Below are 23,209 nucleotides of genomic sequence, written 5' to 3' on the forward strand. Positions count from 1 at the left end.
ATGTTAAATTTAAAATCTTCTCATAGTACTGCATTTACTCCTTCTTCCCCAGCAGAGCGCTATGCTGAGGCATTGGCTTCAGGCCAGTTCATGGCAGATGAAGCACAAGCACAGGCAGTGCAAGAATTAGATCGTGTATGGAAAGAACTTTTAAATCGTTATAAAGCTTCTAAAAAAGCTTTTCGTCGTTTTCGCCGTCAAACCTCTCCAAAAGGTGTATATATGTGGGGTGGTGTAGGACGTGGTAAAACTTGGCTTATGGACCAATTTTATGAGTCTGTGCCATTTCGCCGTAAAACGCGTATGCATTTCCATCACTTTATGCAACATGTACATAAAGAATTAAATAAACTTTCTGGTCAACGTAATCCACTCGATATCGTGGCTGATCAAATTTATAAAGATGCTGTTGTTATTTGTTTCGATGAGTTTTTCGTGTCAAACGTAACAGATGCAATGATTTTGAGTGATTTATTCCAGAAGTTATTTGTTCGCGGTGTAACACTCATCGCAACTTCAAATATTGCACCAGACGGTTTATATAAAAACGGGATTCACCGTGATCGTTTTATTCCCACAATTGAAATGGTTAAAAAGAACTGTGTCGTTTTAAATGTAGACGCGGGTGTGGATTACCGTTTACGTGTTTTAAAACAAGCTCAATTGTTTAAATCACCACTGGGCAATGAAGCTCAAAACTGGATCGCAGAGCGTTATAGTGCTTTAACTCAAACGCAAACAAATTCTCATGAACCAATTGTGATTAATAACCGTGTTGTTGAAACGCTAGGTCACACAGAAGATGTTTTATGGTGTGAGTTCTCTGAACTTTGTTTAAAGCCGCGTAGTCCTGCAGACTTTATTGAAATTGCCAATATTTATAATACTGTTCTGGTGAGTAATGTTCCGCACTTAACTGACTTCTTGTCAGAAGGTACACGTCGTTTTATTTATCTAGTCGATGAATTTTATGATCGTGGCGTGAAGTTACTCTTAACTTCTCAAGACAGCATTATTGACATCTATCAAGGCGAGAAATTGGCTTTTGAGATTGAGCGTACGCGTTCTCGTTTATTAGAAATGCAATCAGATGAGTATTTGCATTCTGAGCATCGTCATATTGATGCTACTAAAACTTCTTAAGAAATGAGATATAAAAGAGCGCTCTAAATAGGGCGCTTTTTTTACAACAAAAATAGATAAATTTAGCTAAATAATACTTTTTCATTGTGCAAAGTTTGATATAACTAAATACGCTTTAGAAAAAATAAGATAGTGAAACTTTTTGTATGTTAACAAAAAGTCTAGTTTCAGTATCTTTCAATATTGAATAAATTGTTGGGAAACCTAGTTAGAATTTTAATATTTTCCTATATAGAAAAATTTATCTTTGTCAATAGTTTTGCAAGGGAAAATGCTTACTATTTAGGAATGTGATATTAGTATTCAGCTTAATTTAAATCGGTATACTAGGTTTCTCTTGGTATAAAAAGTAGCAACTTCAGGAAAGACAATGACTGCACGTATTCAAAAAGGCAAGTTAGCGATTGCTAAAGAACTTTACGATTTTATCGAAAATGAAGCTTTACCAGGTTCTGGTCTAGATAGTGAAACTTACTGGAAGAACTTTGAGCAAGTTGTTGTCGATCTTAGCCCAAAAAATAAAGCGTTATTGGCTAAGCGTGATGAATTACAAGCAAAAATTGATGAATGGCACCGTAATAACAAATTTGAATTAGGTGCTTATAAAGCGTTTTTAACTGAAATTGGTTATTTATTACCAGAAGTTGAAGATTTCCAGATTACAACCGAAAACGTAGACGAAGAGATTGCATTATTAGCAGGGCCACAGTTAGTAGTGCCTGTACGTAATGCACGTTATTGCTTAAATGCAGCAAATGCACGTTGGGGTTCTTTATATGATGCACTTTACGGCTTTGACGTAATTTCAGAAGAAGGTGGTGCTGAAAAAGGGAAGGGATATAACCCTGTGCGCGGCGCTAAAGTGATTGAGTTTGCTAAAAATTTCTTAAATGAAATTTTCCCACTTGCACAAGGTTCACATGCTGATGCAACCAAATATGCAATTGAGCAAAACAAACTTGTTGTGACTTTAAAAGATGGTACTAAAACAGGTTTAGCTCATGAAGCCCAGTTCGTTGGTTTCAATGGTGAAGAAGCAAATCCTTCAGAAGTAGTACTTTTAAGTAATGGTTTGCATGTCATTATTGAAATTGATGCGAATAGCCCAATTGGTCAAACTGATTTAGCAGGTGTTAAAGATTTAACACTTGAAGCGGCGGTTACAACAATTCAAGATCTTGAAGACTCAGTTGCAGCTGTAGATGCAGAAGAAAAAGTTGAAGGTTACCGTAACTGGTTAGGTTTAATGAAGGGTACACTTCAAGAATCTATCGAAAAGAATGGTAAAACAATTGTTCGTGCGTTAAGCAAAGACCGCGAGATTAAAAACTTAATTGGTGGAACAACAAAACTTCATGGTCGTTCACTTATGTTACTTCGTAACGTAGGTCACTTAATGACGAACCCAGCGATTTTAGTAGATGGTGAAGAAATTTTTGAAGGTATTATGGATGCATTGGTAACTCCATTGTTATCAGTTGCAGATATCCGTAGTACGAACGAAAATAAAAACTCTCGTAAAGGGTCTATGTATATTGTTAAGCCAAAAATGCATGGTCCAGAAGAAGTTGCTTTTGCTGTTGAATTATTTGAACGCGCTGAGCAAGCACTTGGGTTACCAGCGAAATCTTTAAAAATCGGTATTATGGATGAAGAACGCCGTACATCTGTAAACTTGAAAAACTGTATTGCTGCTGCTAAAGATCGCACTATCTTTATTAACACTGGTTTCATGGACCGTACAGGTGATGAAATCCATACTTCTATGGAAGCTGCACCAGTTGTCCGTAAAGAAGCGGTTAAAACACAAAAATGGATTGCTGCTTACGAAAACCGTAACGTTGCAATTGGCTTGAAATGTGGTTTACAAGGTAAAGCTCAGATTGGTAAAGGCATGTGGCCAAAACCAGATAGCATGAAAGATATGTTGGCAACTAAAGCTGCTCATCCAAATGCTGGTGCTTCATGTGCTTGGGTTCCATCACCAACTGGTGCTGTACTTCATGCGATGCATTACCATCAAGTAAATGTAAAAGCGCGTCAAGATCAGTTAAAAGCTGAAGAAATGTTGTCATTAGATGACCTATTAACACCTCCATTTGCACCTGATACAAACTGGTCAGCAGAAGAGATCAACAATGAACTTGAAAATAACTGCCAAGGTATTTTAGGTTATGTTGTTCGTTGGGTTGACTTAGGTGTAGGTTGTTCAAAAGTTCCTGATATTAACAACGTGGGTTTAATGGAAGACCGTGCAACATTACGTATTTCTTCTCAACACGTTGCGAACTGGTTACGTCACGGTATTGTGACTCGTGAACAAGTTGAAGAAGTGCTTAAACGCATGGCAAAAATTGTTGATGAGCAAAATGCGAATGACCCATTGTATAAACCAATGGCAGCTAACTTTGAAACGAATATTGCTTTCCAAGCAGCTTCAGACCTTATCTTTAAAGGTTGTGAACAGCCTTCAGGTTATACTGAACCGTTACTACACGCTGCTCGCTTAAAATTAAAAGGTTATACAGGTGACTAATTTAAACCTGTTATAAAAAAAGCCTCTTCGGAGGCTTTTTTTATTTTCGGTATATTTTGTGCTTATAGATAAGGTGTGAATTTATAAATAAAGGATTTCATGTTTGATTAACTTAAAAAATCTCGACCGTGAGAATTGGCTTCTATGCGCAAAATTATCATTAGATGATTCTCAAAAGGACTATGTTGCACCAAATGTATATTCTATTGCTGAGTCCAAAGTGGAGGATACTTCAAAAAAACGCTAACTGAAAATTCAAGTTAGCGTTGGAGATAATGGAGCTATATAAATTAAAAGAAATACTAGTTGCTACTTACAATTCCAATTTTAGTAACACCTAAACGCTGTGCTGTAGCCATAACCATCGCTACATTTTTATATTCAGCCATCTGGTCTGGTTTGAGTTTGATCTGGTCTTGATCTTTTTTTGCAACAACACCTTGAAATAAAGCCTCTAGTGCCTTTCGGTCAGAAACCGCTTGGTTATTCCAAAATACTTTGCCTGTTGCATCAATTCTTACATCAATCACTTCAGGTGGCTTTTCATTTGTTGGTGGCGGTGTGCCATTTGGCAAATTAATATTAATCGCGTTGTTTGGTGCAGGTATGGTAATAATAAACATAATAATGAGTACCAACATGACATCAATAAGCGGTGTCATGTTGACTTCCAACATCACATCGTCATCATTATTTGAACCGACATTCATACCCATAAAATTCTCCTTAAAATCATTACGGGGTGGCTGGAGGTGTAGTAACAAAGGCAATTTTGCCAATACCAGCTTGTTTGGTCGTACTAATGACCTGATCTATCGCTTCAAAATGGGTAAGCTGATCTCCTCGAATATGTACTTCTGGCTGTGGTCTTTTTTGTGCTACAGCCTGCAATTTTGCTAACAGTATTTCTTTATTTGGTACATAACTTTCGTTCCAGAAAATATCGCCTTTCTTATTAACTGAGAGTTGAATATTTTCAGGTGTGGTTGCATACGGCGTATTCTTTTCTTCTGGTAGTTTCACCGGAACTGTATGAGTAACTACCGGAATAGTAATAAGAAAAATAATAAGTAGAACTAACATGACGTCCACCAAAGGTGTCGTATTAATTGTTCCAATCATTTCGTCATCATCTTCAGAACCAACACTCATACCCATAATGTTTGCTCCTTATTATTTAATGCTGCGGTTAACTGAATTATTGGTATTAATTTCACCGCTTAATAAAACTGCATGTAAATCTGAACCAAATGAACGGACGTTTTCCATTACTGCTTTATTGCGTCGAGTCAACCAGTTGTAACCAAGTACAGCCGGTACTGCAACTGCAAGACCAATAGCAGTCATAATAAGTGCTTCACCAACAGGTCCTGCTACTTTATCAATAGATGCTTGACCTGAAATCCCGATAGCAGTTAACGCGTGATAGATTCCCCATACTGTTCCGAATAGACCCACGAAAGGTGCAGTAGATCCAACCGTTGCTAGAAAGGCTAAACCTCCACCTAAATGGTTTTGTACTTTTTCAATCGCACGTTGTATTGAAATGCTGACCCAAGTATTAAAGTCAATGCGTTCAAGTAATGAACCGCCGTGTGATTTAGTTGAGTTAATACCTTTTTCCGCAATAAAACGATATGCGCTACTTTGTTCCAAACCATCAGTGGCATTATCAAGAGAAGTGGCTTCCCAAAAACTTTTTTCTGCTTCTTTACCTTGGCGTTTTACTTTTGCTTGTTGTAAGAATTTAGAGACAATGATGTACCACGTACCAATAGACATAAGTACGAGTATGAATAGGGTAGATTTAGCAACTAAATCACCTTCACGCCAAAGAGCTTCTAGACCATAAGGGTTTTTAACAGTTTCACTCGTTGCAGGCTTTGGAGGCGGAGTAGGAGTACTTGCGTTTGAAGTCGCTTCAGTAGTTTCTGTTGCAACAGGAGTATTACTGGTTTCTTCTGCAAAAACTGTACTTAATGGGAGCAGTGAGCATGCTGCGATTAAACTTGCAGAAGCGAAACGTACTAGTGGTTGAGTTGATTTTTTCATCATGTTATCTCCAATATTTTTAATTTCTTACTAATTCAATTGTTTATTCAATTACGAATGGATATTCAATTTCATACCAGTCCTGCTGAGGCACGCCATCTTTCATTGCTGGTTTGAATGTACATAAGCTGTAAGCTTTAGTTGCCGCTTTGTCTAAAGTTTTACTGCCACTCGATTTTTTCACTTTGGCATCAATAACTTTGCCGGATGTATCAACTAAAACACGTATACGTACCGTACCTTGTTCTTCATTCATCAGTGCTTCGCGAGGATATTCCGGTTTTTCACAACCTGCGGAACCTTCTGAAACGCCACGAGTCACGCCAGTTGGTTTAGGTGCTGGTGCAGCAGCCGCCACTGGAGCGGGTGCAGCAACAGGGCTCGGAGAAAGAGTACTAGGTGCAGCAGGAGCTGGAGTAGCGACTTTAGTCGGTTGAGCTACCGGAGTAGTTTTTTGTACCGGTGTCGTTACTTTTTCTACCTGTTTAGGCGGCTCAGGAACCTTGGCAACCTTTTCGACCATTTTTGGCGGCTCCGGTGGTTTTTCCTTAGGTTTTGGCTCCTCCGGTTTTGGTGGAGGAGGCGGTTTAATATCCTGAATAATTTGTAATTCCACAGGTTTTTCTGCTGGTTTTTGAATATTGTTTGCTAAACCTGACATCAGAATATAGGCAACAAGAAGATGCAGAAAAAGTACTGCGGCAATACCAATAAGGCGTTTGGCAGATTTATTTTCTATGTCTGTAAAAGTCATGCCCATAGTTACTCCTGAAACTGTAGACAAACAATTTTTTAAAATGACTGTTTGGCTAAGAATGAGTATTTGTTCTGCAAACTAACTTTTGAGAGTTATATTTGCAGAACAACCATTTAGAACTTATATGTACCTCGTACAAAGTAAGTACGTCCTAAAGGATCTGCGTAACGTGGGTCATATCCCATTTGGAAGTTGTCACCAACATTTGAAGCAGGAGGGTCTTCATAAAAAATATTCTTAATCCCCGCCGTAACTTCTAGATTTTTAAAGCCTTTATATGTGCCTGAAATATTGTAGGTTGTATAGTCGCTCACTTTGTGATTTCGATAACCTGCCTTAACAGTAGAACTTGAATTCTGATCTTCATAGCCACGTGAAAAATTTTGTTGTAGGTTTAAAGCCCAATTCTCATAGTTCCAGTTCAGGTTGGCTGTATGTTTCCAGCGAAGAATAATAGCCTGGTAGTCTAGGCCACTATAAGTGCCTGCAACACCTTTCCAGTCACCATCTGGTTCTGCTTGATATTTGTAGTCAGTGATATATGTACCATCAATATTGAAACCAAATCGACCCGTAGCAGTCATTGGAGAAACCCAACTTAAGCCCACATCAAAACCAGATGTTTTAATGCCGCCTAAATTTTGTTGTGTTGTAATAATATAATCTAATGAGCCATCAGCATTACGTACAAATTTGTCTGCATATTTCACTGGGTCATCAAAAATAGCAGTTTCCGAAAGTGTAGCAATTTGCTTGTCTACTTCAATATTGAAATAGTCGAGAGTAAAGGCTAAATTTTTAATTGGTTCAAATACTAAGCCAGCAGTAAAAGACTTTGACTCTTCCGGATCTAAAGTTTTATTTCCCCCATTTTGTCTATCAAATTGCATATTACAATCACGTTCTCTTACACCACCTGGTTTTAAGACATTCCCAGGACAAAGTACGGGATCATAATAGTATCCACCGGTATTGGTTACTGAGTTTGGTCCATTTACTTCCCAAAGTGTTGGAGCTCTGAAACCTGTACTATAAGTGGTACGGAACATTAATTGTTTAATAGGTTCCCAACGAAGTGCAAATTTTGGATTAAATGTATCGCCAAAGTCACTATAATCATCATAACGAGCAGCGATTTGAGCCTCTAAAGTTTTATGGAGAGGGATATGAAATTCGGTAAATACCGATTTAATATTACGATCACCCTTATTTACTGGTTCATCAGGATCAACGCCAGTACTAGGGGCTACTCGGGCAACATCAGTAACGACTTTTGAAGTCCAATCTTCATAACGATAGCTTGCCCCAATGGCAAATCCAACATCTCCTGCTGGTAATTTAAATATAGGTCGACTTGCTGTGAAATCGACAGTAGTTGTATCTAGGTTGGCTTTTAAATACTTGCCTTCAACACCTAACTGGTTCCATACATTGGCATCTTCAGGGGATTGCGGCCCGAATGGGTTTAAAATACCATTGTTTAAAGCTTCTTGTGTTTTGTCAAAGTTTAAATAGCCACTTACTACAGCATCCGATGCACTACTATGTGCATAAGTAACGCCTGAATTAATATCCCAACCGTGTGTTTCCCCCTCAATACCGGCAAATAGTCTATGTGACTGGTTAATACTATTACTTACACGATTACCTGATTGTGAACGTAGATATAATGGGATAGACCCCGTAACACCAGCTAGGGCTGGAGTTATGCCATTTCCTGGATAATATTTACTACTAGGATCAAGGGTCAAATCAAAAAATACATCTGGTGCAACTGAAGTTGTAACTTCATTTCTTGCATATAAGTATTCTGCAATCGCATTAAAGTTATTGCTCAATTTAAAAGTAGCTCGGCCCATAGCTGAAATATCTTCAGTTTTTGGAACAATGCCAATTACTGCTTGGCTATTATATTTACAAATTTGACCATCGGTCTCTACTAGAGGGTTATTACCACAACCTGTAGATGCATAGGGATTGCCTAACCCAGGAACATTGGCAGGGAATGAACCACTACTAGTTTTATGGATTCCTAATTCAGGTAATATGCCTCCACGTCGACTGACTTTACGGTCTTGGGCCATGACATCATCGCCTTTTCGGTAATCGACAACTCCAAAAACGTTATAGCCATTTTCCTCTAAGTCACCAAAACCGCCGAAAATGCTGTAGTCTTGTTGATCTCCACCTTTTTCTTCTGGTTTTTGATACCCAGCAGTTAAGTTAAGACCCGTAAACTGCTTTTTAGTAATGAAGTTGATAACCCCACCGATTGCATCTGTTCCATAAATGGAAGAAGCACCATCACGTAAAACTTCAATACGGTCTAACATAGCGAGTGGAATAATATTTAAATTGGTTACTCCGCTATCGTATGCATTGGCAGCTAATCTACGACCATTCAGTAAAATAAGAGTTTTGTTTGCCCCTAAAGCTCTTAGGTTTGCTGCTGACCCCACAGTTTTACTAGCGCCCACGTTGCTAGCAGTTACGAAGTTTGATTGGTTTGCACTAATCTTAGCTAATGCTTCTTCAGTTGAAGTTACCCCTTGTTTTAAAATTTCATCAACTTTTACAACGGTAATTGGTGAAGCACTTTGTGCAGCAACCCCTTTGATTGAAGAGCCTGTAACGGCAACTTTTACAACTTTTGCTGGTTTGTCATCATTACTTGTTTGTTCAGTTTCTGCTGCTTGTGCCATGGTAAGACACATCATGCTTAAACTAAGGGTACTTAATTTAAGTATTGTCTTGCCGATCTTGGGGGTTACCTGAGATCGAACATTGTATTTTTTTTTCATCGTGGACTTGATCCCTTTTTGTTGTAGTTAGCGATATTGCTGTAATGCTTTTAAGCAAAGCAAGTGCCAACTATATATTTTTCTTTTTTTAGTTTATGCAAAATACTGATAAATATTGATTTTATTATGTTTGAAGACAGAGTCTTTGTTTGTTTTGATGAAAAATAAATTTTCCATTTGGCAAATTTTTTTATATTGGCTAAAAGTTTCAAATTTATTTGTATAAAAAATATACATTAATGGACACTTCACATACTTAATAAATAAAAATGTATCGTTTTAGAACTTTACTATATGTAATGTTATACTATTTGTTGTAAGATTTTTTCACATGATTTTATTTAAATATCAAATAATTAAATTTATATTTTTTATTTGGTACAAATGAATTAATATGATGCATTATGAATCATCAATGTATTTTTTTTGTGCATTTAAGATGTTAAATGATTAACATATACAAATATAATATTTGGCAAAAAGTAACTTTTATTTATATAGTTCAAACGGATTTAAGTACCTAATAAAAATATGAATTTCGAATAATCTTAAATATTTTATTATGAATACCAATAGATGGCATGAAATTCGCTTTATATTCAGTAGTTACAAAACTCTGGGTACTTGAATTTATTTTTCCATTTGATCAAATAAAAAGATGATAAAGGAAAGTGAATTCCAAATCCCAAATAGGCCTATCTGCTGAAAAAAGAACTTTTCTTATGCGGATTTAGATGTTACTCAAAAGGTTAATATCTTTTAAAAAAATTAGTTATGTGGATATGAACTTGAAATTAAAATTTTTTAAGCTCGCCATTTTAAGTTTGGCTATTACTTCAATTCCATGTGCTTATGCAATTACGCCAGCACAACCAAACAAGATTTTGCATGTTGCCTATGAAGCACCAGATGACGGTTTTGACATGGTTAAAACCACCAATTTCTATAGTGCTAGTATTGCTGAAGCTATTTTTGAACCACTACTCAAATATGATTATTTAGCTCGTCCATTACAATTAGTTCCTTATACGGCTGAAAGCATGCCTAAGGTTGAGCAAGACGGTAAAGTTTATATATTTAAAATTAAGCCAGGGATTTATTTTACAGATGATCCTGCCTTTAAAGGCAAACGCCGTGAGTTAGTGGCCGAAGATTATATTTATTCAATTAAGCGTATTTTAGACCCTAAAAATCGAGCACCTTCTGTTTCTTTTCTGGATGGAAAATTGCTGGGTGCCGATGCAGTGGTAGCTCAAGCAAAGAAAACTGGAAAGTTTGATTATGCCGCGCCAATTGCAGGGCTTAAAGCGACTGATCGATATACTCTCCAATTTACGTTAACTCGCCAAGACTATAATTTTCCTTATATTCTTGCTTATATTGCTTTTGGGGCCGTTGCTAAAGAGGTTGTTGACTATTACGGTGATCGTATTGGTATGCATCCAGTGGGTACCGGACCGTATATGTTAAGTAAATATGTTCCAAGAAGTAAGGTCGAGTTGGTTGCCAATCCTGATTATCGTGGTTTTGTCTGGAATTTTAAGTCAACTGGAACACCGTGGGATAACCAGCTTGTTAAAGAAATGTCTGGAAAGAAAATGCCACAAATTGGCAAAGTTGTAGTGAGCATTATAGAAGAACAACAATCAAGATGGTTAGCCTTTCAATCGGGTCAATTAGATTTTGACAAACTTACGGCAGATGCCGTTCCTCAAGCGTTAGATGGCAATCAACTTAAAGCTTCTTTTCAAAAAAAAGGAATTAAACACTTTCCATATAAAGAACCTGAAATGACCTATACCATGATGAATATGCGTGATCCGGTTATTGGTGGTTTTAGTCCAGAAAAAATTGCACTTCGTCGCGCAATTACTTTGGCCTATGACCAAAAAGAAAGCATAAAACAGGCATATAAAGGTCAGGCAGTTAGAGCAGAAATGTTTATACCTGAAGGTGTAAACGGGTATAACCCAAAGTATAAAAGTAGCGTAGGATATAATCCTCGGTTAGCAAATAAACTACTTGATTATTATGGTTATAAAAAAGGAGCTGATGGCTATCGGACCTTACCAAATGGCAAGCCTTTAGTTTTAAAAATTAATAATGAAAATAGCTCAGCTGCAGTTATTCTTTCCGAACTCTGGAAAAAAAATTTAGATGCGATTGGCATTCGTGCTGACTTTAAAGTAAGTAATTTTGCAGATAACTTAAAAGCCGCGACACAATGTAAATATATGATCTGGAGTGGGGCATGGATTGCTGACTATCCCGAAGGAGATAATTTTGCACAATTACTATATGGACCAAATGCTGGGCAGGGAAACCATGCCTGTTATCAGTCTAAAACATATGATGCTCTTTATACTCAGGCCATTCATTTACCACCGCAACAACGTCTACCATATTATGAAAAGCTTAATCGCCAGATTGAAGCAGACAATCCTTGGATCATTCATGTAACTCGAATTCGCAATTGGTTGATACGGCCACAAGTTCAGGGTTTTAAACCTCACCCGATGATAAATACAAGCTGGCAATATCTTGATATTACCCCCGTTAAAAAATAATTTTAGATAAAGATCATCATGACTGAAAATTTAAGACTAAAGCTCAAGCACTGTAGTGTAGGCCTATTATTTGCCGGAATGGCATTAACGGGGAACACGACTATTTTTGCCAAAAGTCCAGCCGATCCGAATAAAATTTTACATTATACGTTCCCGACAGCTGAAACAGGTTTCGACCCAGCGTATATCCATGATTTATATTCGGCGCATGTAACTACTTCGATATTTGAAACTTTATATACCTATGACTATTTAGCAAGGCCAGCAAAGCTTATTCCTCAAATCGCAACTGCTATGCCTGAAGTGAGTGCAGATGGTCTGACTTATACTATTCACATTAAAAAAGGTATTTATTTTACGCCAGACCCTGTTTTTAAAGGCAAACCTAGAGAGTTAACGGCTTATGATTATGCATACTCTTTTAAGCGGTTATTGGACCCAACTTTACGTTCACCAAATAGCTGGTTGCTGGAAAACAAAATTGAAGGTATGGATGCGTTAGTACAATCAGCTAATAAAACAGGAAAATTTAATTATGATCAAAGTGTGAGTGGTTTGCAGACCCCTGATAAGTACACCTTGGTTATTCGATTAATAAAACCTGATTATAACTTTCCTTTATTACTGGCACATGACCCTACAGGGGCTGTAGCACGTGAAGTTATCGAAAAATATAAAGATAAAGCTGGCTTTGTTATGGGGCATCCAGTAGGAACAGGACCTTATATGCTCAGTAAATGGGTGCCTGCTTCACGCATAGTTTTAAAAGCGAATCCTGATTATCGTGGCTTTACTTGGAATTTTGTCGCCAGTACCCCTGAAGATCAAGCTATTGTGAAGCATCTTAAGGGCAAACAAATGCCTCAAATTGGTACAATTGATATTCAGGTGATGGAGGAAAACCAGTCAAGATGGTTAGCATTTCAGCGTGGTGAAGTTGATATCATTCAGCTCGAAGGGCAATTAGTCTCGAAAGCCATTAAAGACGGTAAATTAAGACCCGAGCTTGTAAAAGAAGGTGTGCAATTATCACGTATTGTCGATCCGGAAATTAGTTATAACTATTGGAATCTTAAAAATCCCGTTGTTGGAGGAATGAGTAAAGAAAAAATCGCTTTACGCCGTGCAATTGCAATGTCCCGTTCAATAGATCAAGAAATTAAGTTAGTGCGCAACGGTGATGCAGAGCGTCTACATTTCCCAGTTCCACCAGGTGTAGTAGGGGCCGAACCTCAATATAGAAGCAGTACCCCATATTCGGTCAAAGCAGCAAATTTATTATTAGATAAATATAACTACAAAAAAGATGCATCAGGATGGCGTACACAACCAAATGGTAAGCCTCTGGTCATTGAATATATGGCGCGTAATGACAGTATTGGTCAGCAAAGCGCTGAGCTTTGGAAAAAGAACTTTGACAGTTTGAATATCCGTATGGTGTACAAGCCAATGCTCTTTTCAGATCTCATTCGGGCACAAAAACAGTGTGACGGAATGTTCGGTTCCTCTGCATGGATAGCCGATTATCCGGATGGGGATAATTTTATGCAGAATTTTTATGGTCCGAATACCCATATGACCAACTGGTCTTGCGGTTCTATACCGGAGTTTGATCAATTATACCGTCAGTCTCAACAGGTTAAGCCAGGCCCAGAACGAGACGTGATTTATCGAAAAATGACACGTTTATTAGAAGTTTATATGCCAGTGCAAGTCTTGTATGCACGTTATAGAAATATGTTGGCTCAACCACGAATCATTGGATATAAGAAGCATCCGATTTTACATGCTGAATGGATGTACTTCGATATTGATACAAATACGAAATCTAATCATTAAATGAAAAAAATTGGAGATACGATGAAAAATAACACACTGAAAATGACTAGTTTATGTATGTTGACGATAGGTATAAGTCAGTTTGCATCGGCAGAGACCACACGTGCAACCTTACCATTACTTAAGGCAGAACAACTCCCAGCATGGTGCGATTCTAATTTAAAAAAAATCCAGCAAGAGATTTCAAACTTTGAAAAAACACCTGTTAAAACTGATGCTGCCGCAGCTCCAATATTAGCAAAGTGGGATAAAATTTTTGCTCATCTTGAAGATTTTTCAGGGCCCATAGGTTTATATAGTAATGTAGATCCAGATGCGAAATTACGTAAGGCAGCAGAAGATTGTGAGATCAAAATTAATCAATTTCATACTGATATATTCCAAAATTCAAAATTATATAACGTAATTAAAAATACAAAAGCAACTGATCCGATAGATCAGAAATACCGTCAGGATATTCTGGATCAGTTTGAAGACACAGGGGTTCAATTAGAACCAGCCAAACGTGCAAGAATGAAAGCGATTCTTGATGAATTGACTAAACTCGAGCAAGAATATAACCGCAATATTCGTGATAACCCTGAAAAACTTGAATTTACGCCTGAAGAGATGAAAGGTCTGCCAGAGAGTTATATTTCAGGGTTAAAGAAAAATGCCAAAGGTAACTATCTTTTAGGTTTTGAGTATCCGGAATATCGTCCATTTATGGAACTGGCAGATAATGATGATGCTAGAAAAAGATACCAGATTGCCTTTACACGACGTGGTACTGAACAAAACTTAAAATTACTCAAGCAGGCAATAGATTTACGTTATGAACTTGCACAGTTATTTGGCAAAGCAAGTTATGCTGATTGGGCGTTAAAAGACCGTATGGCAAAAACGCCAGAAACTGTAAATCAATTCTTAGCAGAAGTACAAAAAACGGTAGCACCACTTGAGCGCAAAGAAGTAGAAGAGCTCCGTGCATTTAAAGCACAAACTTTAAAAACACCATTAGATAAAACCGAGATAACACGTTGGAGTGAAGCTTATTGGAGTGAAAAACTTCGTAAGAGCAAATATCAAATTGATCAGGAAAAGCTTCGTGATTATTTCCCGACTTTAGCAGCACAAAAATGGTTATTTGCTATCTCATCTGATCTTTATGGTATTGATTTTAAACCTGTCAAAGTGAAAGCATGGCAGAGCGAAGTTGAATATTACGATGTAGTCGATAAAAAGACAGGAAAACTTCTAGGCGGCCTATATATGGATAAATTCCCTCGCGAAGGGAAATATGGTCATGCTGCCGTTTGGGGAGTATATGGTGGCAGCACTTTAACCAACCGCTTACCGGTTTCAGCATTAGTCACAAACTTTAACCGTAAAGGTTTAAATAGTGATGAGCTTGAAACTTTTGTGCATGAATTTGGTCATGCCTTACATGGCATTTTATCTAATACCCGTTATGCAAGCCAGTCTGGAACATCTGTAGAGCGTGACTTTGTAGAAGCACCATCTCAAATGTATGAAGAGTGGGCACGCCGTAAAGAAACCTTATCTAAAGTGGCCGATTATTGTGATCCGGCATGCCCACGAGTTGATGATGAATTAATTGCCCGTTTAAAAGCAGTACATAACTATGGGCGCGGTTTACGTTACGCACGTCAAACGCTTTATGCACAGTACGATATGGCGCTTCATACGGCTGATGCCTTAAAAGTAAAACCTTTAGAAACTTGGCAAAAAATGGAAGCAGCTACAGCCTTGGGATATGTCCCAACAACAGAGTTTCCTGGTCAGTTTGGACACTTGATGGGTGGGTATCAAGCGGGTTACTACGGTTATATGTGGTCTGAGGTTTTAGCTTTAGACATGCTTTCTGCTTATGGTGACAACTTAAATAACCCACAAGTAGGACAACGTTATCGCCAGACCATTTTATCGCAAGGTAGCCAAAAACCGGCAGCTGAATTGGTTAAAGATTTCCTTGGTCGTGATCCTGACAATAAAGCATTCTTTAATGAAATTACCGGACAACGGGTTAAATAAGGAATTATCACTATGCTGGCATATGTTATTCGGCGGTTATGGCAGATGATTCCAACCATGTTGGGAGTAGTACTGTTTATCTTTATTCTTTTTAACTGGGTCGGTGGAGATCCGGCCTATATTCTGGCAGGTAAGATGTCTAATCCTGAGCAGATTGAAAACATTCGTAAGCAACTAGGTGTCGATCAGCCTTATTACGTTCAGCTCTGGATTTTTATTAAGCAGATTCTTACTTTTGACTATGGCGCAAGTTGGAGTACTGGCGAGTCAGTTTCACAAATTATTTTAACTCGCTTAGGGCCTTCATTAACGCTCCTAATTCCACTCACTATTTTACAAACCGTTATTTCAATTGGCTTGGCTCTAGCTGTATCGGCAGTACGTGGTTCTTTAACAGATCGTATGGTCATGATGTTATGTACCATTGGTATGTCGATCAGTATCTTGGTTTATATTATTGTTTTTCAATATGTTTTGGCATATCAGTTAAGTTGGTTTCCAGTGCAGGGCTGGAGCGATAACTTTACCGATAATTTATTTAAGTTTGCCTTACTTCCAATTCTAATTATGTTGGTGGTGAGTATTGCACCTACTTTACGTTTATACCGTAGTTTTGTGCTTGATGAGATTAATCAAGATTATGTTAGAACGGCAAGGGCTAAAGGTGTAGGGGAAAGCCGAATTTTAGGTGTGCATGTTTTACGTAATGCCTCAATTCCGATTATTACCGATGTGATGGCGACTTTACCTGCATTGCTCATAGGTGCATTTTTAATTGAACGTTTTTTTGGTATTCCCGGTATTGGTCGAGAAGTAATTATCGCGGTTGAGCGAAGTGATTTTCCTGTGATTAAAGCAATTACAGTGTATATCGCAGCTGCAACCATGATTTTTAACTTGATTGCCGATTTGGTCTACAAAGTGGTTGATCCACGTGTACAGTTGAAGTAGGTGGGTTATGCTAAGTGTTCTAACAAAAAGAAAGTTACAAACCCAGACAGCTCCAGCTTCAGCGGGTTTATGGCGCCTTGCAATGCGCCGTCTTCGGGCTGACAAAATTGCAATCGCATCGCTCATTGTTGTGCTGTTCTATCTGGTCGTATTGCTACTATCATTTACTGGTGTGATTGCATCAGACTGGAATAAAGAAGTTGCTGTCAGTTATGCACCTCCTACATTTATTGGTGCAGATAAAACAAATGAAGCTTTGCAAAAGACAGCTGCTGTAGATGAAGAGTTACCGGAAAATCCAGTCGATCCTTTAAAAGATGTCATTCACCAACTTAAGGCTGAAATTAAACAAGAAAAGAGCTCTGGAAGTGCAATTGATTATTATGGTGTGGTTGACCCGCTGGCTGATGATATGAAAGCAATTGATCAGCAACTTGGTGGACATTTACTCGATCAACAAAGTGAACTAAAAAGTACCCTTATCTTTGGAGCTGACAAATGGGGACAAGATGTCCTTAAAAAGACTATTAAAGGTGCTGAAACCTCAATTATTGTAGGGCTAGTTTCAGCATTGCTCGCAGTGACCTTAGGCACATTATTAGGGGCAATTTCAGGCTACTTTGGTGGTTGGGTAGATGACATCCTTAACTGGTTTTATAACATTTTTACTTCCATTCCATATTTATTGTTAGTTCTTGCGATCGCTGCCGTACTGCAACAAAAGGGTATTTTATCTATTGTTCTGATTTTAGGTTTAACGGGCTGGACAGGTGTTTACCGTTTAATTCGTGCTGAGTACATGAAACATACCGCACGTGAATATGTTCTGGCCGCCAAGGCAATTGGTGTTGGGCATTTCCGCCGTATGTTCATTCATATTTTTCCTAATGTCAGCCATATCGCTTTGGTTCAAATGTCGATTTTGGTGGTTTCCTTTATTAAATCGGAAGTTATTTTAAGTTTCTTAGGATTCGGTGTACCAGTGGGTGTAGTGTCTTGGGGCAGTATGTTAAATGAAGCTCAAAGTGAACTTCTTTTAGGAAAATGGTGGCAGCTTGTTGCAGCCTCGGTAGCAATGGCTGTTTTGGTTACGGCATTTTCAATGTTTACTGATGCACTGCGTGATGCATTAGATCCAAAACTAAAATAAGAGGAAACGCTAATGTCAGAACAACAAAAAAATGTCCCATTACTTCACATTGAAAACTTACGTGTAAGTTTTAAAGGTGAAGACAAGCAGTATATCGAAACTGTTAAAGGAATCTCCTTTGATATTCCAGCAAATACGACTGTTGCTTTAGTTGGTGAGTCAGGTAGTGGTAAATCGGTTACTTCTTTGGCAATCATGGGTTTACTACCTGTAGGCCAAAGTAAAATTGATGAAAAAAGTAAGATTGTTTTTGAAGGTCAAGATTTACTCAGCTTATCCCGTAAAGATATGCGAAAAATCTGTGGTAAAGATATTGCCATGATTTTTCAAGAACCGATGTCATCATTAAATCCCGTTTTTACGGTAGGTAATCAAATCGCAGAAGTGTTGTGTTTACACATGGGTATGAGTCGTAAACACGCCCGTCAACGTGTTTTAGAGTTACTTAAAGAGGTCGGGATACCTTCACCGGAAACTAAGATTGATGCTTATCCTAACCAACTGTCTGGTGGTCAACAGCAACGTGTCATGATTGCAATGGCGATTGCTTGTGAACCTAAGCTACTAATAGCCGATGAACCGACTACGGCACTTGATGTCACCATTCAAAAACAAATTATTGATTTACTCGAATCGTTGCGCCAGCGCCGTCAAATGTCGATGCTCTTTATTACGCATGATTTGGCTTTAGTGGGTGAAATTGCAGATCAAGTCATTGTGATGCGTCATGGTGAAATTAGAGAGCAGGGACTTGCAGAACAAGTTCTAGAACAACCTAAAGATGTATATACCCGAGCATTGCTCTATTGTCGTCCTCAAATGTCACAGCGACCTTATCGTTTGCCTGTGACCAGCGATTTTATGCGTCAAGAAGACAATATATTGGTAGAGCAAAGTTTTGATGTTTCAGAAATTCCACAGCGTAAACGTGGTTTAAATGGCGATGAGCAAATTATTTTAGAAGTAAAAGATCTGAAAAAAAGCTTTTATAGCCGTAAAGGGTTGTTTGGAAAAGAAGAATTTCAAGCAGTAAAAGGCGTTTCTTTTAAACTTGCTAAAGGTAAAACGCTTGGTTTAGTGGGAGAGTCTGGCTCAGGTAAAACCACTGTGGGCTTGTTGCTTATGCGTTTACATGAAGCATCGGGTGGGGAAGCTTTCATTGAGGGTAAAGATATTCTGTCATTAACTGAAAAAGAATTTGCTAAATATCAAAGGAAGATCCAAATCATTTTCCAAAATCCATATGCTTCGCTAAATCCACGCTTTACCATTGGGCAGATTTTATTAGAACCTATGCAAATTCATGGCATTGGTAAAGATGATGCGGAACGTAAGCAAATTGCACTTGGTTTACTTGAGCGAGTGAATTTACCTGAACAAGCTTATTATCGATATCCGCACGAGTTCTCGGGTGGTCAACGCCAGCGTATTGCGATTGCGCGCTGCTTAACGCTAAAGCCTGAAATTCTAATTTGTGATGAATCTGTTTCAGCCTTGGATGTTTCAGTTCAGGCACAAGTACTTAACTTATTACAAGACTTACAAGATGAGTTTGGCCTTAGTTATATTTTTATTTCACATGACTTATCGGTTGTGAAATATATTTCTGATCAGGTCATGGTCATGAATCATGGTGAAGTTGTTGAAATCGCTAACTCAGATGAGCTCTATGCGCATCCTCAACATGACTACACTAAACGACTATTACAGGCCATTCCGCAAGGAATTCAGCACATTTCCTAAGCGTAAAGTTATGTCGTTAAAGGCACTTTCGAGTGCCTTTTTATTTGGTTTATAGAATAAATACTTATAAAATAAGAGATGTAAAAGTACAGTATTTTATTCTTGCTATGTGTGCCAACTTTAAACCTTTAACTCTTGCCCAATTGCAGCAACTTCAGTTGCCTGTGGTCGGCTTTAGCTATGCCGATGAGGTTTATCCGGGTGGGACAACGCCGCTATTATTCAAATCACCGCAAGGTTTTGAGTGGCGTGAAGTCATGTTCGGTTTGGTTCCTAAATGGGCCGAAGATACAAATATAGCAAAACATACTTATAACGCCCGTCATGAAACGATTTTCCAAAAACCGAGTTTTCAAGAAGCCGCTCTTAAATGTAAGTTTGGTGTAATACCCGTGACGGAGTTTTATGAGAGTAAATATATAAATGATAAACCTGAGCGATGGGGCGTCCGCCGTAAAGATGGACAGGTTTTTTTCATTGCCGCAATTTATGAAATTTGCAAAATGAATGAAACCATTATCCGTTCTGCAAGTATGTTAACTATGGATGCGATTGATCATCCTATGATGAAAGATTTTCATGAACCGGGCGATGTCAAACGATCAGTCATTGTGATTCCGCATGACCGTCTAGAAGAATGGTTAAGTTTAGAAACACCAGATATTTCAAGCTTTATTGAAGGTTTTCCTGTTGAGGAATTTGAATGTTTACACGTTCCCAAAGAGAAGATTATAAAGCCCACGCCTCAATTAAGTATGTTTGAATAACAATAGTAGAGTCAGGTTATTGGCTTAATTTTTAAGTCAATAACCTTTGTTATTTAGTCAATATTTTTACTTAAAGTTTCTACCTGCTCATCTTGGGCCAGATAAGCCAATTCAATTGGTGAAATCACAAAAGTCGAATTATCTGAGGTTTGTTTAAAAACAAATCCATATTCAAATGATTGTGTATTCTTACTTGGTAACCAGAATAAATAAGGGCAACCCGTATAGCTACCGTCCCAACCCATTTCTTTAGCTAAAGCCAAAGCTGTATCGGATTTAGCAATAATTTCTTTCAGTGATTCTTTGTCTCTTTGGGAGACATCACCATCATCATCAGCAAATGTTTGTAAAAACTCATTTAATGGGGTTAAGTCTTCCCAGTTATTTTCAATTGTTGAAAAGTGATATCCATATAGCGTCATATTTAGTCTTCCATTTTGTTATTGTGCTATTGAACATAGCAAGAAATGTGTGAAAAGGAAATGGTTGGTTTTACATTAAGTTGTTTATTTTTCATAAGTTATAATATGTTTTTTATACAAAATTTAACGTTACTTTCTCTTGAGTAATAAGTGGTTTAATAAGTAAAAATATAAAGAATCAGCTTTTAAGGTAATAGAAGACTTCTTAGTTAAAGATAAGAGCTTTTTGTAAGAATACTAGACTGTTGGTGAATACTGAATTTGTCACAATTCACTTATAATGAAAAGGAAAGTAAATAGAGCTTATTTATGTTTATAACAACAACTCGCCCCAATGATGTCTTAATTGAACAGCTACTACCAATATTGGAAGAGGCTAGTCAGATCTTATTACAAGAATATCAGAATTATTCAGCTGGATATGAGTTTAATATTCAAGAAAAACATGATGATTCACCTGTGACCCAAGCAGATTTAAAAGTAAATCAATTTTTATTAAAACATCTTGCAGAAATCACACCGGAGTTACCAGTTTTATCCGAAGAAAGCGACTATAGCGCTCGCCACGATTGGTCTTCTTGTTGGATGCTAGATCCTCTTGATGGTACGAAAGAGTTTATTCATGAACGAGATGAGTTCACGATAAATTTGAGTTTGATTGAGGGGCGTGAAACTGTATTTTCTGTAATTGTTGTACCGTGTGAACAAGTTGTTTATTTAGGTTATTTAAACCATTTGCCTTTTAAATATAACTTTAGCCAACAACAATGGTACCAATATCAAAAAGAATCTTATTCGACACAAGCGCCTGTACAGATTGGCTTAAGTCATAGTAGTAAAAACCCGAAGTATCAGAAGTTTATTGAGCCAATTGAAAAGAGCCGTACCGTAATCCGACGTGAGGCGGGAAGTGCTTATAAATTTTGCATGATGTTAGAAGGCGAGATTGATATTTACCCTAGATTTCACCCTACATCTGAATGGGATACTAGCTCAGGTCAGGGATTATTAGAAAGTATAGGTGGAGGATTGCTCACACTAAAAGGTAAACCATTTGAATATAACCAACGTGATACTGTATTAAACGGGGGCTTTATCGCATTTCGTGATCAGGAAAGCAAAAAAATAGCATTTGAAGCTTTGGCTCAATCGGGTGTTTTGGATTGAGAGTTATTGCAGACATGCTATAGTGGCAAAATATTGAGAAAAGATGACACGATAAAAATGGCACTCGATTTATTGCCTAAAAGCATGTTTGAAGCAATTGATTTATTGCCTGATGCTTCAACTCCTGTAACCCTTTTTACACGTCACTCCTTAAGAGAGCTGGTAGATGGGCAAGGCTTGGCAGGATATGACCTTCAACTTACACCTCAAGGACGTGAGCTTGCACAGGAATGGGGTAGCTATTTAATTAAAAATACGGATCGTGTGATTCAACATTGTATATCTAGTCCAATTCAACGTTGTGTAGATACTGCTGCACTTATGATTGAAGGTGCAGATGGGGTAAGCCCTGAGCCGAATACACATACAATTGAAATTGTTGAACAAGGCTTACTGGTAGAACCAGGGAGCTTTGTACTCGATATTCAACAGGCTGCACCATATTTTCGTAAACAAGGTGCTTTAGGCTTTATTAATAGTTTTGTGAACAATGCATTACCTGGTATGAAACATCCCATTACCGGGGTTTTAGATGTGTTGGAACTTATTTATCAGACTCATCCTAAAACAAAAAGTGGGCTGAGTTTAGCTGTTAGTCATGACACAATTATTGCTGCCATAGTTGCCGTAATTTCAGGCAACAATCAAATACAAAAGGCAGATTGGCCAGAAATGATGGAAGGCCTGTTTGTGTGGTTTGAAGGGGATGAATTTCCAAATTGTAAATTGAAATGGATTTGGCGAGGCGAAGCTTACGAGTTAAATGTCTCTAAATTTCATAAAGTAGAGTAATTATAAAATTATAGGTAATAAAAAAAGCCCTGTTGGGCTTTTTTTACATGCTTCAATTAGTTAGCTAAAGCTTTAACTTGAGCATTTAAACGGCTCTTATGACGAGCAGCTTTATTTTTGTGGATGATGCCTTTATCAGCCATGCGGTCGATTACAGGAACAGCTTTTTTGTAAGCTTCTGTAGCAACAGCATAATCACCACCAGCGATTGCACTTAAAGTACGTTTGATGTAAGTACGAACCATAGAACGCAAGCTTGCGTTGTGTTTACGCGCTTTAACGTTTTGGCGCGCACGTTTTTTAGCTTGAGCAGAGTTTGCCACTCTTGCACTCCTTGAAAATAAGTTGGTCTGGGCGGGCTGTGGTCAATCCAGTAAACTGGTGTAACCATCACCAGCCCGTAAACAAGTGCCATATTGTGATGAATCAATACCGTGAAGTCAAGCCTTGAGAGCATTTTAAGCCGTTTTAGGGGCTGCTAAAACCGT

Annotated in this window: 18 protein-coding genes and 1 pseudogene; 12 read left to right on the forward strand and 7 right to left on the reverse strand. The window is 37.9% G+C overall.

Annotated elements, in window-relative coordinates; genetic code table 11:
* The 3 genes and pseudogenes from zapE to J576_RS06585 all read left to right on the forward strand — a co-directional run.
* Positions 1–1,143, forward strand: a complete 1,143-nt coding sequence (gene zapE / locus J576_RS06575) for a cell division protein ZapE (RefSeq protein WP_002050256.1) — start codon at positions 1–3, stop codon at positions 1,141–1,143.
* Positions 1,144–1,513: 370 nt separating this feature from the next.
* The gene (locus J576_RS06580) at positions 1,514–3,679 is read left to right on the forward strand and encodes a malate synthase G (protein ID WP_002049843.1); all 2,166 of its coding nucleotides are present in this window, start codon (positions 1,514–1,516) and stop codon (positions 3,677–3,679) included.
* A gap of 103 nt (positions 3,680–3,782) precedes the next feature.
* Positions 3,783–3,908, forward strand: a pseudogene (locus J576_RS06585) (GNAT family N-acetyltransferase); the annotation flags it as partial.
* Between the two features lie 73 nt (positions 3,909–3,981).
* Here the strand turns inward: J576_RS06585 and J576_RS06590 are convergent.
* The 5 genes from J576_RS06590 to J576_RS06610 form a co-directional block, all read right to left on the reverse strand.
* Positions 3,982–4,395: an ExbD/TolR family protein gene (locus J576_RS06590; RefSeq protein WP_002050000.1), complete on the reverse strand. Its 414-nt coding sequence runs from the start codon at positions 4,393–4,395 to the stop codon at positions 3,982–3,984.
* Positions 4,396–4,414: 19 nt separating this feature from the next.
* A complete protein-coding gene (locus J576_RS06595; RefSeq protein ID WP_002050154.1) occupies positions 4,415–4,837 on the reverse strand; it encodes an ExbD/TolR family protein in 423 nt (140 codons plus the stop codon).
* A 15-nt stretch (positions 4,838–4,852) separates the two neighbouring features.
* Positions 4,853–5,734, reverse strand: a complete 882-nt coding sequence (locus J576_RS06600) for a MotA/TolQ/ExbB proton channel family protein (RefSeq protein ID WP_002050062.1) — start codon at positions 5,732–5,734, stop codon at positions 4,853–4,855.
* Between the two features lie 40 nt (positions 5,735–5,774).
* A complete protein-coding gene (locus J576_RS06605; protein ID WP_002049872.1) occupies positions 5,775–6,491 on the reverse strand; it encodes an energy transducer TonB in 717 nt (238 codons plus the stop codon).
* A 110-nt stretch (positions 6,492–6,601) separates the two neighbouring features.
* Positions 6,602–9,289 carry a TonB-dependent receptor gene (locus tag J576_RS06610; RefSeq protein WP_031997746.1) on the reverse strand — a complete coding sequence of 896 codons (2,688 nt, stop codon included), beginning with the start codon at positions 9,287–9,289 and terminating at the stop codon, positions 6,602–6,604.
* 776 nt (positions 9,290–10,065) lie between these two features.
* Here J576_RS06610 and J576_RS06615 point away from each other — a divergent pair.
* From J576_RS06615 to J576_RS06645, 7 genes are all read left to right on the forward strand, one after another.
* Complete coding sequence (locus J576_RS06615) at positions 10,066–11,856, forward strand: ABC transporter substrate-binding protein (RefSeq protein WP_006580795.1); 1,791 nt, start codon at positions 10,066–10,068, stop codon at positions 11,854–11,856.
* A gap of 15 nt (positions 11,857–11,871) precedes the next feature.
* A complete protein-coding gene (locus J576_RS06620) occupies positions 11,872–13,695 on the forward strand; it encodes an ABC transporter substrate-binding protein (protein WP_081400932.1) in 1,824 nt (607 codons plus the stop codon).
* Positions 13,696–15,729: a M3 family metallopeptidase gene (locus J576_RS06625; RefSeq protein WP_022574646.1), complete on the forward strand. Its 2,034-nt coding sequence runs from the start codon at positions 13,696–13,698 to the stop codon at positions 15,727–15,729.
* Between the two features lie 12 nt (positions 15,730–15,741).
* On the forward strand, positions 15,742–16,680 hold the full coding sequence (locus J576_RS06630; protein WP_002050078.1) for an ABC transporter permease: 939 nt from the start codon (positions 15,742–15,744) through the stop codon (positions 16,678–16,680).
* 7 nt (positions 16,681–16,687) lie between these two features.
* Positions 16,688–17,830 (forward strand): ABC transporter permease, encoded by a 1,143-nt coding sequence (locus J576_RS06635; protein WP_002049926.1) that lies wholly within the window; start codon positions 16,688–16,690, stop codon positions 17,828–17,830.
* A 12-nt stretch (positions 17,831–17,842) separates the two neighbouring features.
* Positions 17,843–19,573, forward strand: a complete 1,731-nt coding sequence (locus tag J576_RS06640; protein WP_002050215.1) for an ABC transporter ATP-binding protein — start codon at positions 17,843–17,845, stop codon at positions 19,571–19,573.
* A 107-nt stretch (positions 19,574–19,680) separates the two neighbouring features.
* Positions 19,681–20,340 (forward strand): SOS response-associated peptidase family protein, encoded by a 660-nt coding sequence (locus J576_RS06645; protein WP_031951098.1) that lies wholly within the window; start codon positions 19,681–19,683, stop codon positions 20,338–20,340.
* A gap of 53 nt (positions 20,341–20,393) precedes the next feature.
* Here J576_RS06645 and J576_RS06650 read toward each other — a convergent pair whose 3' ends face one another.
* A complete protein-coding gene (locus J576_RS06650) occupies positions 20,394–20,762 on the reverse strand; it encodes a hypothetical protein (RefSeq protein WP_002049893.1) in 369 nt (122 codons plus the stop codon).
* A gap of 309 nt (positions 20,763–21,071) precedes the next feature.
* Between J576_RS06650 and J576_RS06655 the strand changes: the two genes are divergently transcribed.
* The gene (locus J576_RS06655; RefSeq protein ID WP_002049785.1) at positions 21,072–21,929 is read left to right on the forward strand and encodes a 3'(2'),5'-bisphosphate nucleotidase CysQ family protein; all 858 of its coding nucleotides are present in this window, start codon (positions 21,072–21,074) and stop codon (positions 21,927–21,929) included.
* Between the two features lie 57 nt (positions 21,930–21,986).
* On the forward strand, positions 21,987–22,721 hold the full coding sequence (locus J576_RS06660) for a histidine phosphatase family protein (protein ID WP_033855535.1): 735 nt from the start codon (positions 21,987–21,989) through the stop codon (positions 22,719–22,721).
* Positions 22,722–22,777: 56 nt separating this feature from the next.
* Here J576_RS06660 and rpsT read toward each other — a convergent pair whose 3' ends face one another.
* On the reverse strand, positions 22,778–23,044 hold the full coding sequence (gene rpsT, locus J576_RS06665) for a 30S ribosomal protein S20 (RefSeq protein ID WP_000013652.1): 267 nt from the start codon (positions 23,042–23,044) through the stop codon (positions 22,778–22,780).
* Positions 23,045–23,209 lie beyond the last annotated feature (165 nt).

This window comes from Acinetobacter sp. 766875 (assembly GCF_000582055.1).
Taxonomy (GTDB): domain Bacteria; phylum Pseudomonadota; class Gammaproteobacteria; order Pseudomonadales; family Moraxellaceae; genus Acinetobacter; species Acinetobacter nosocomialis.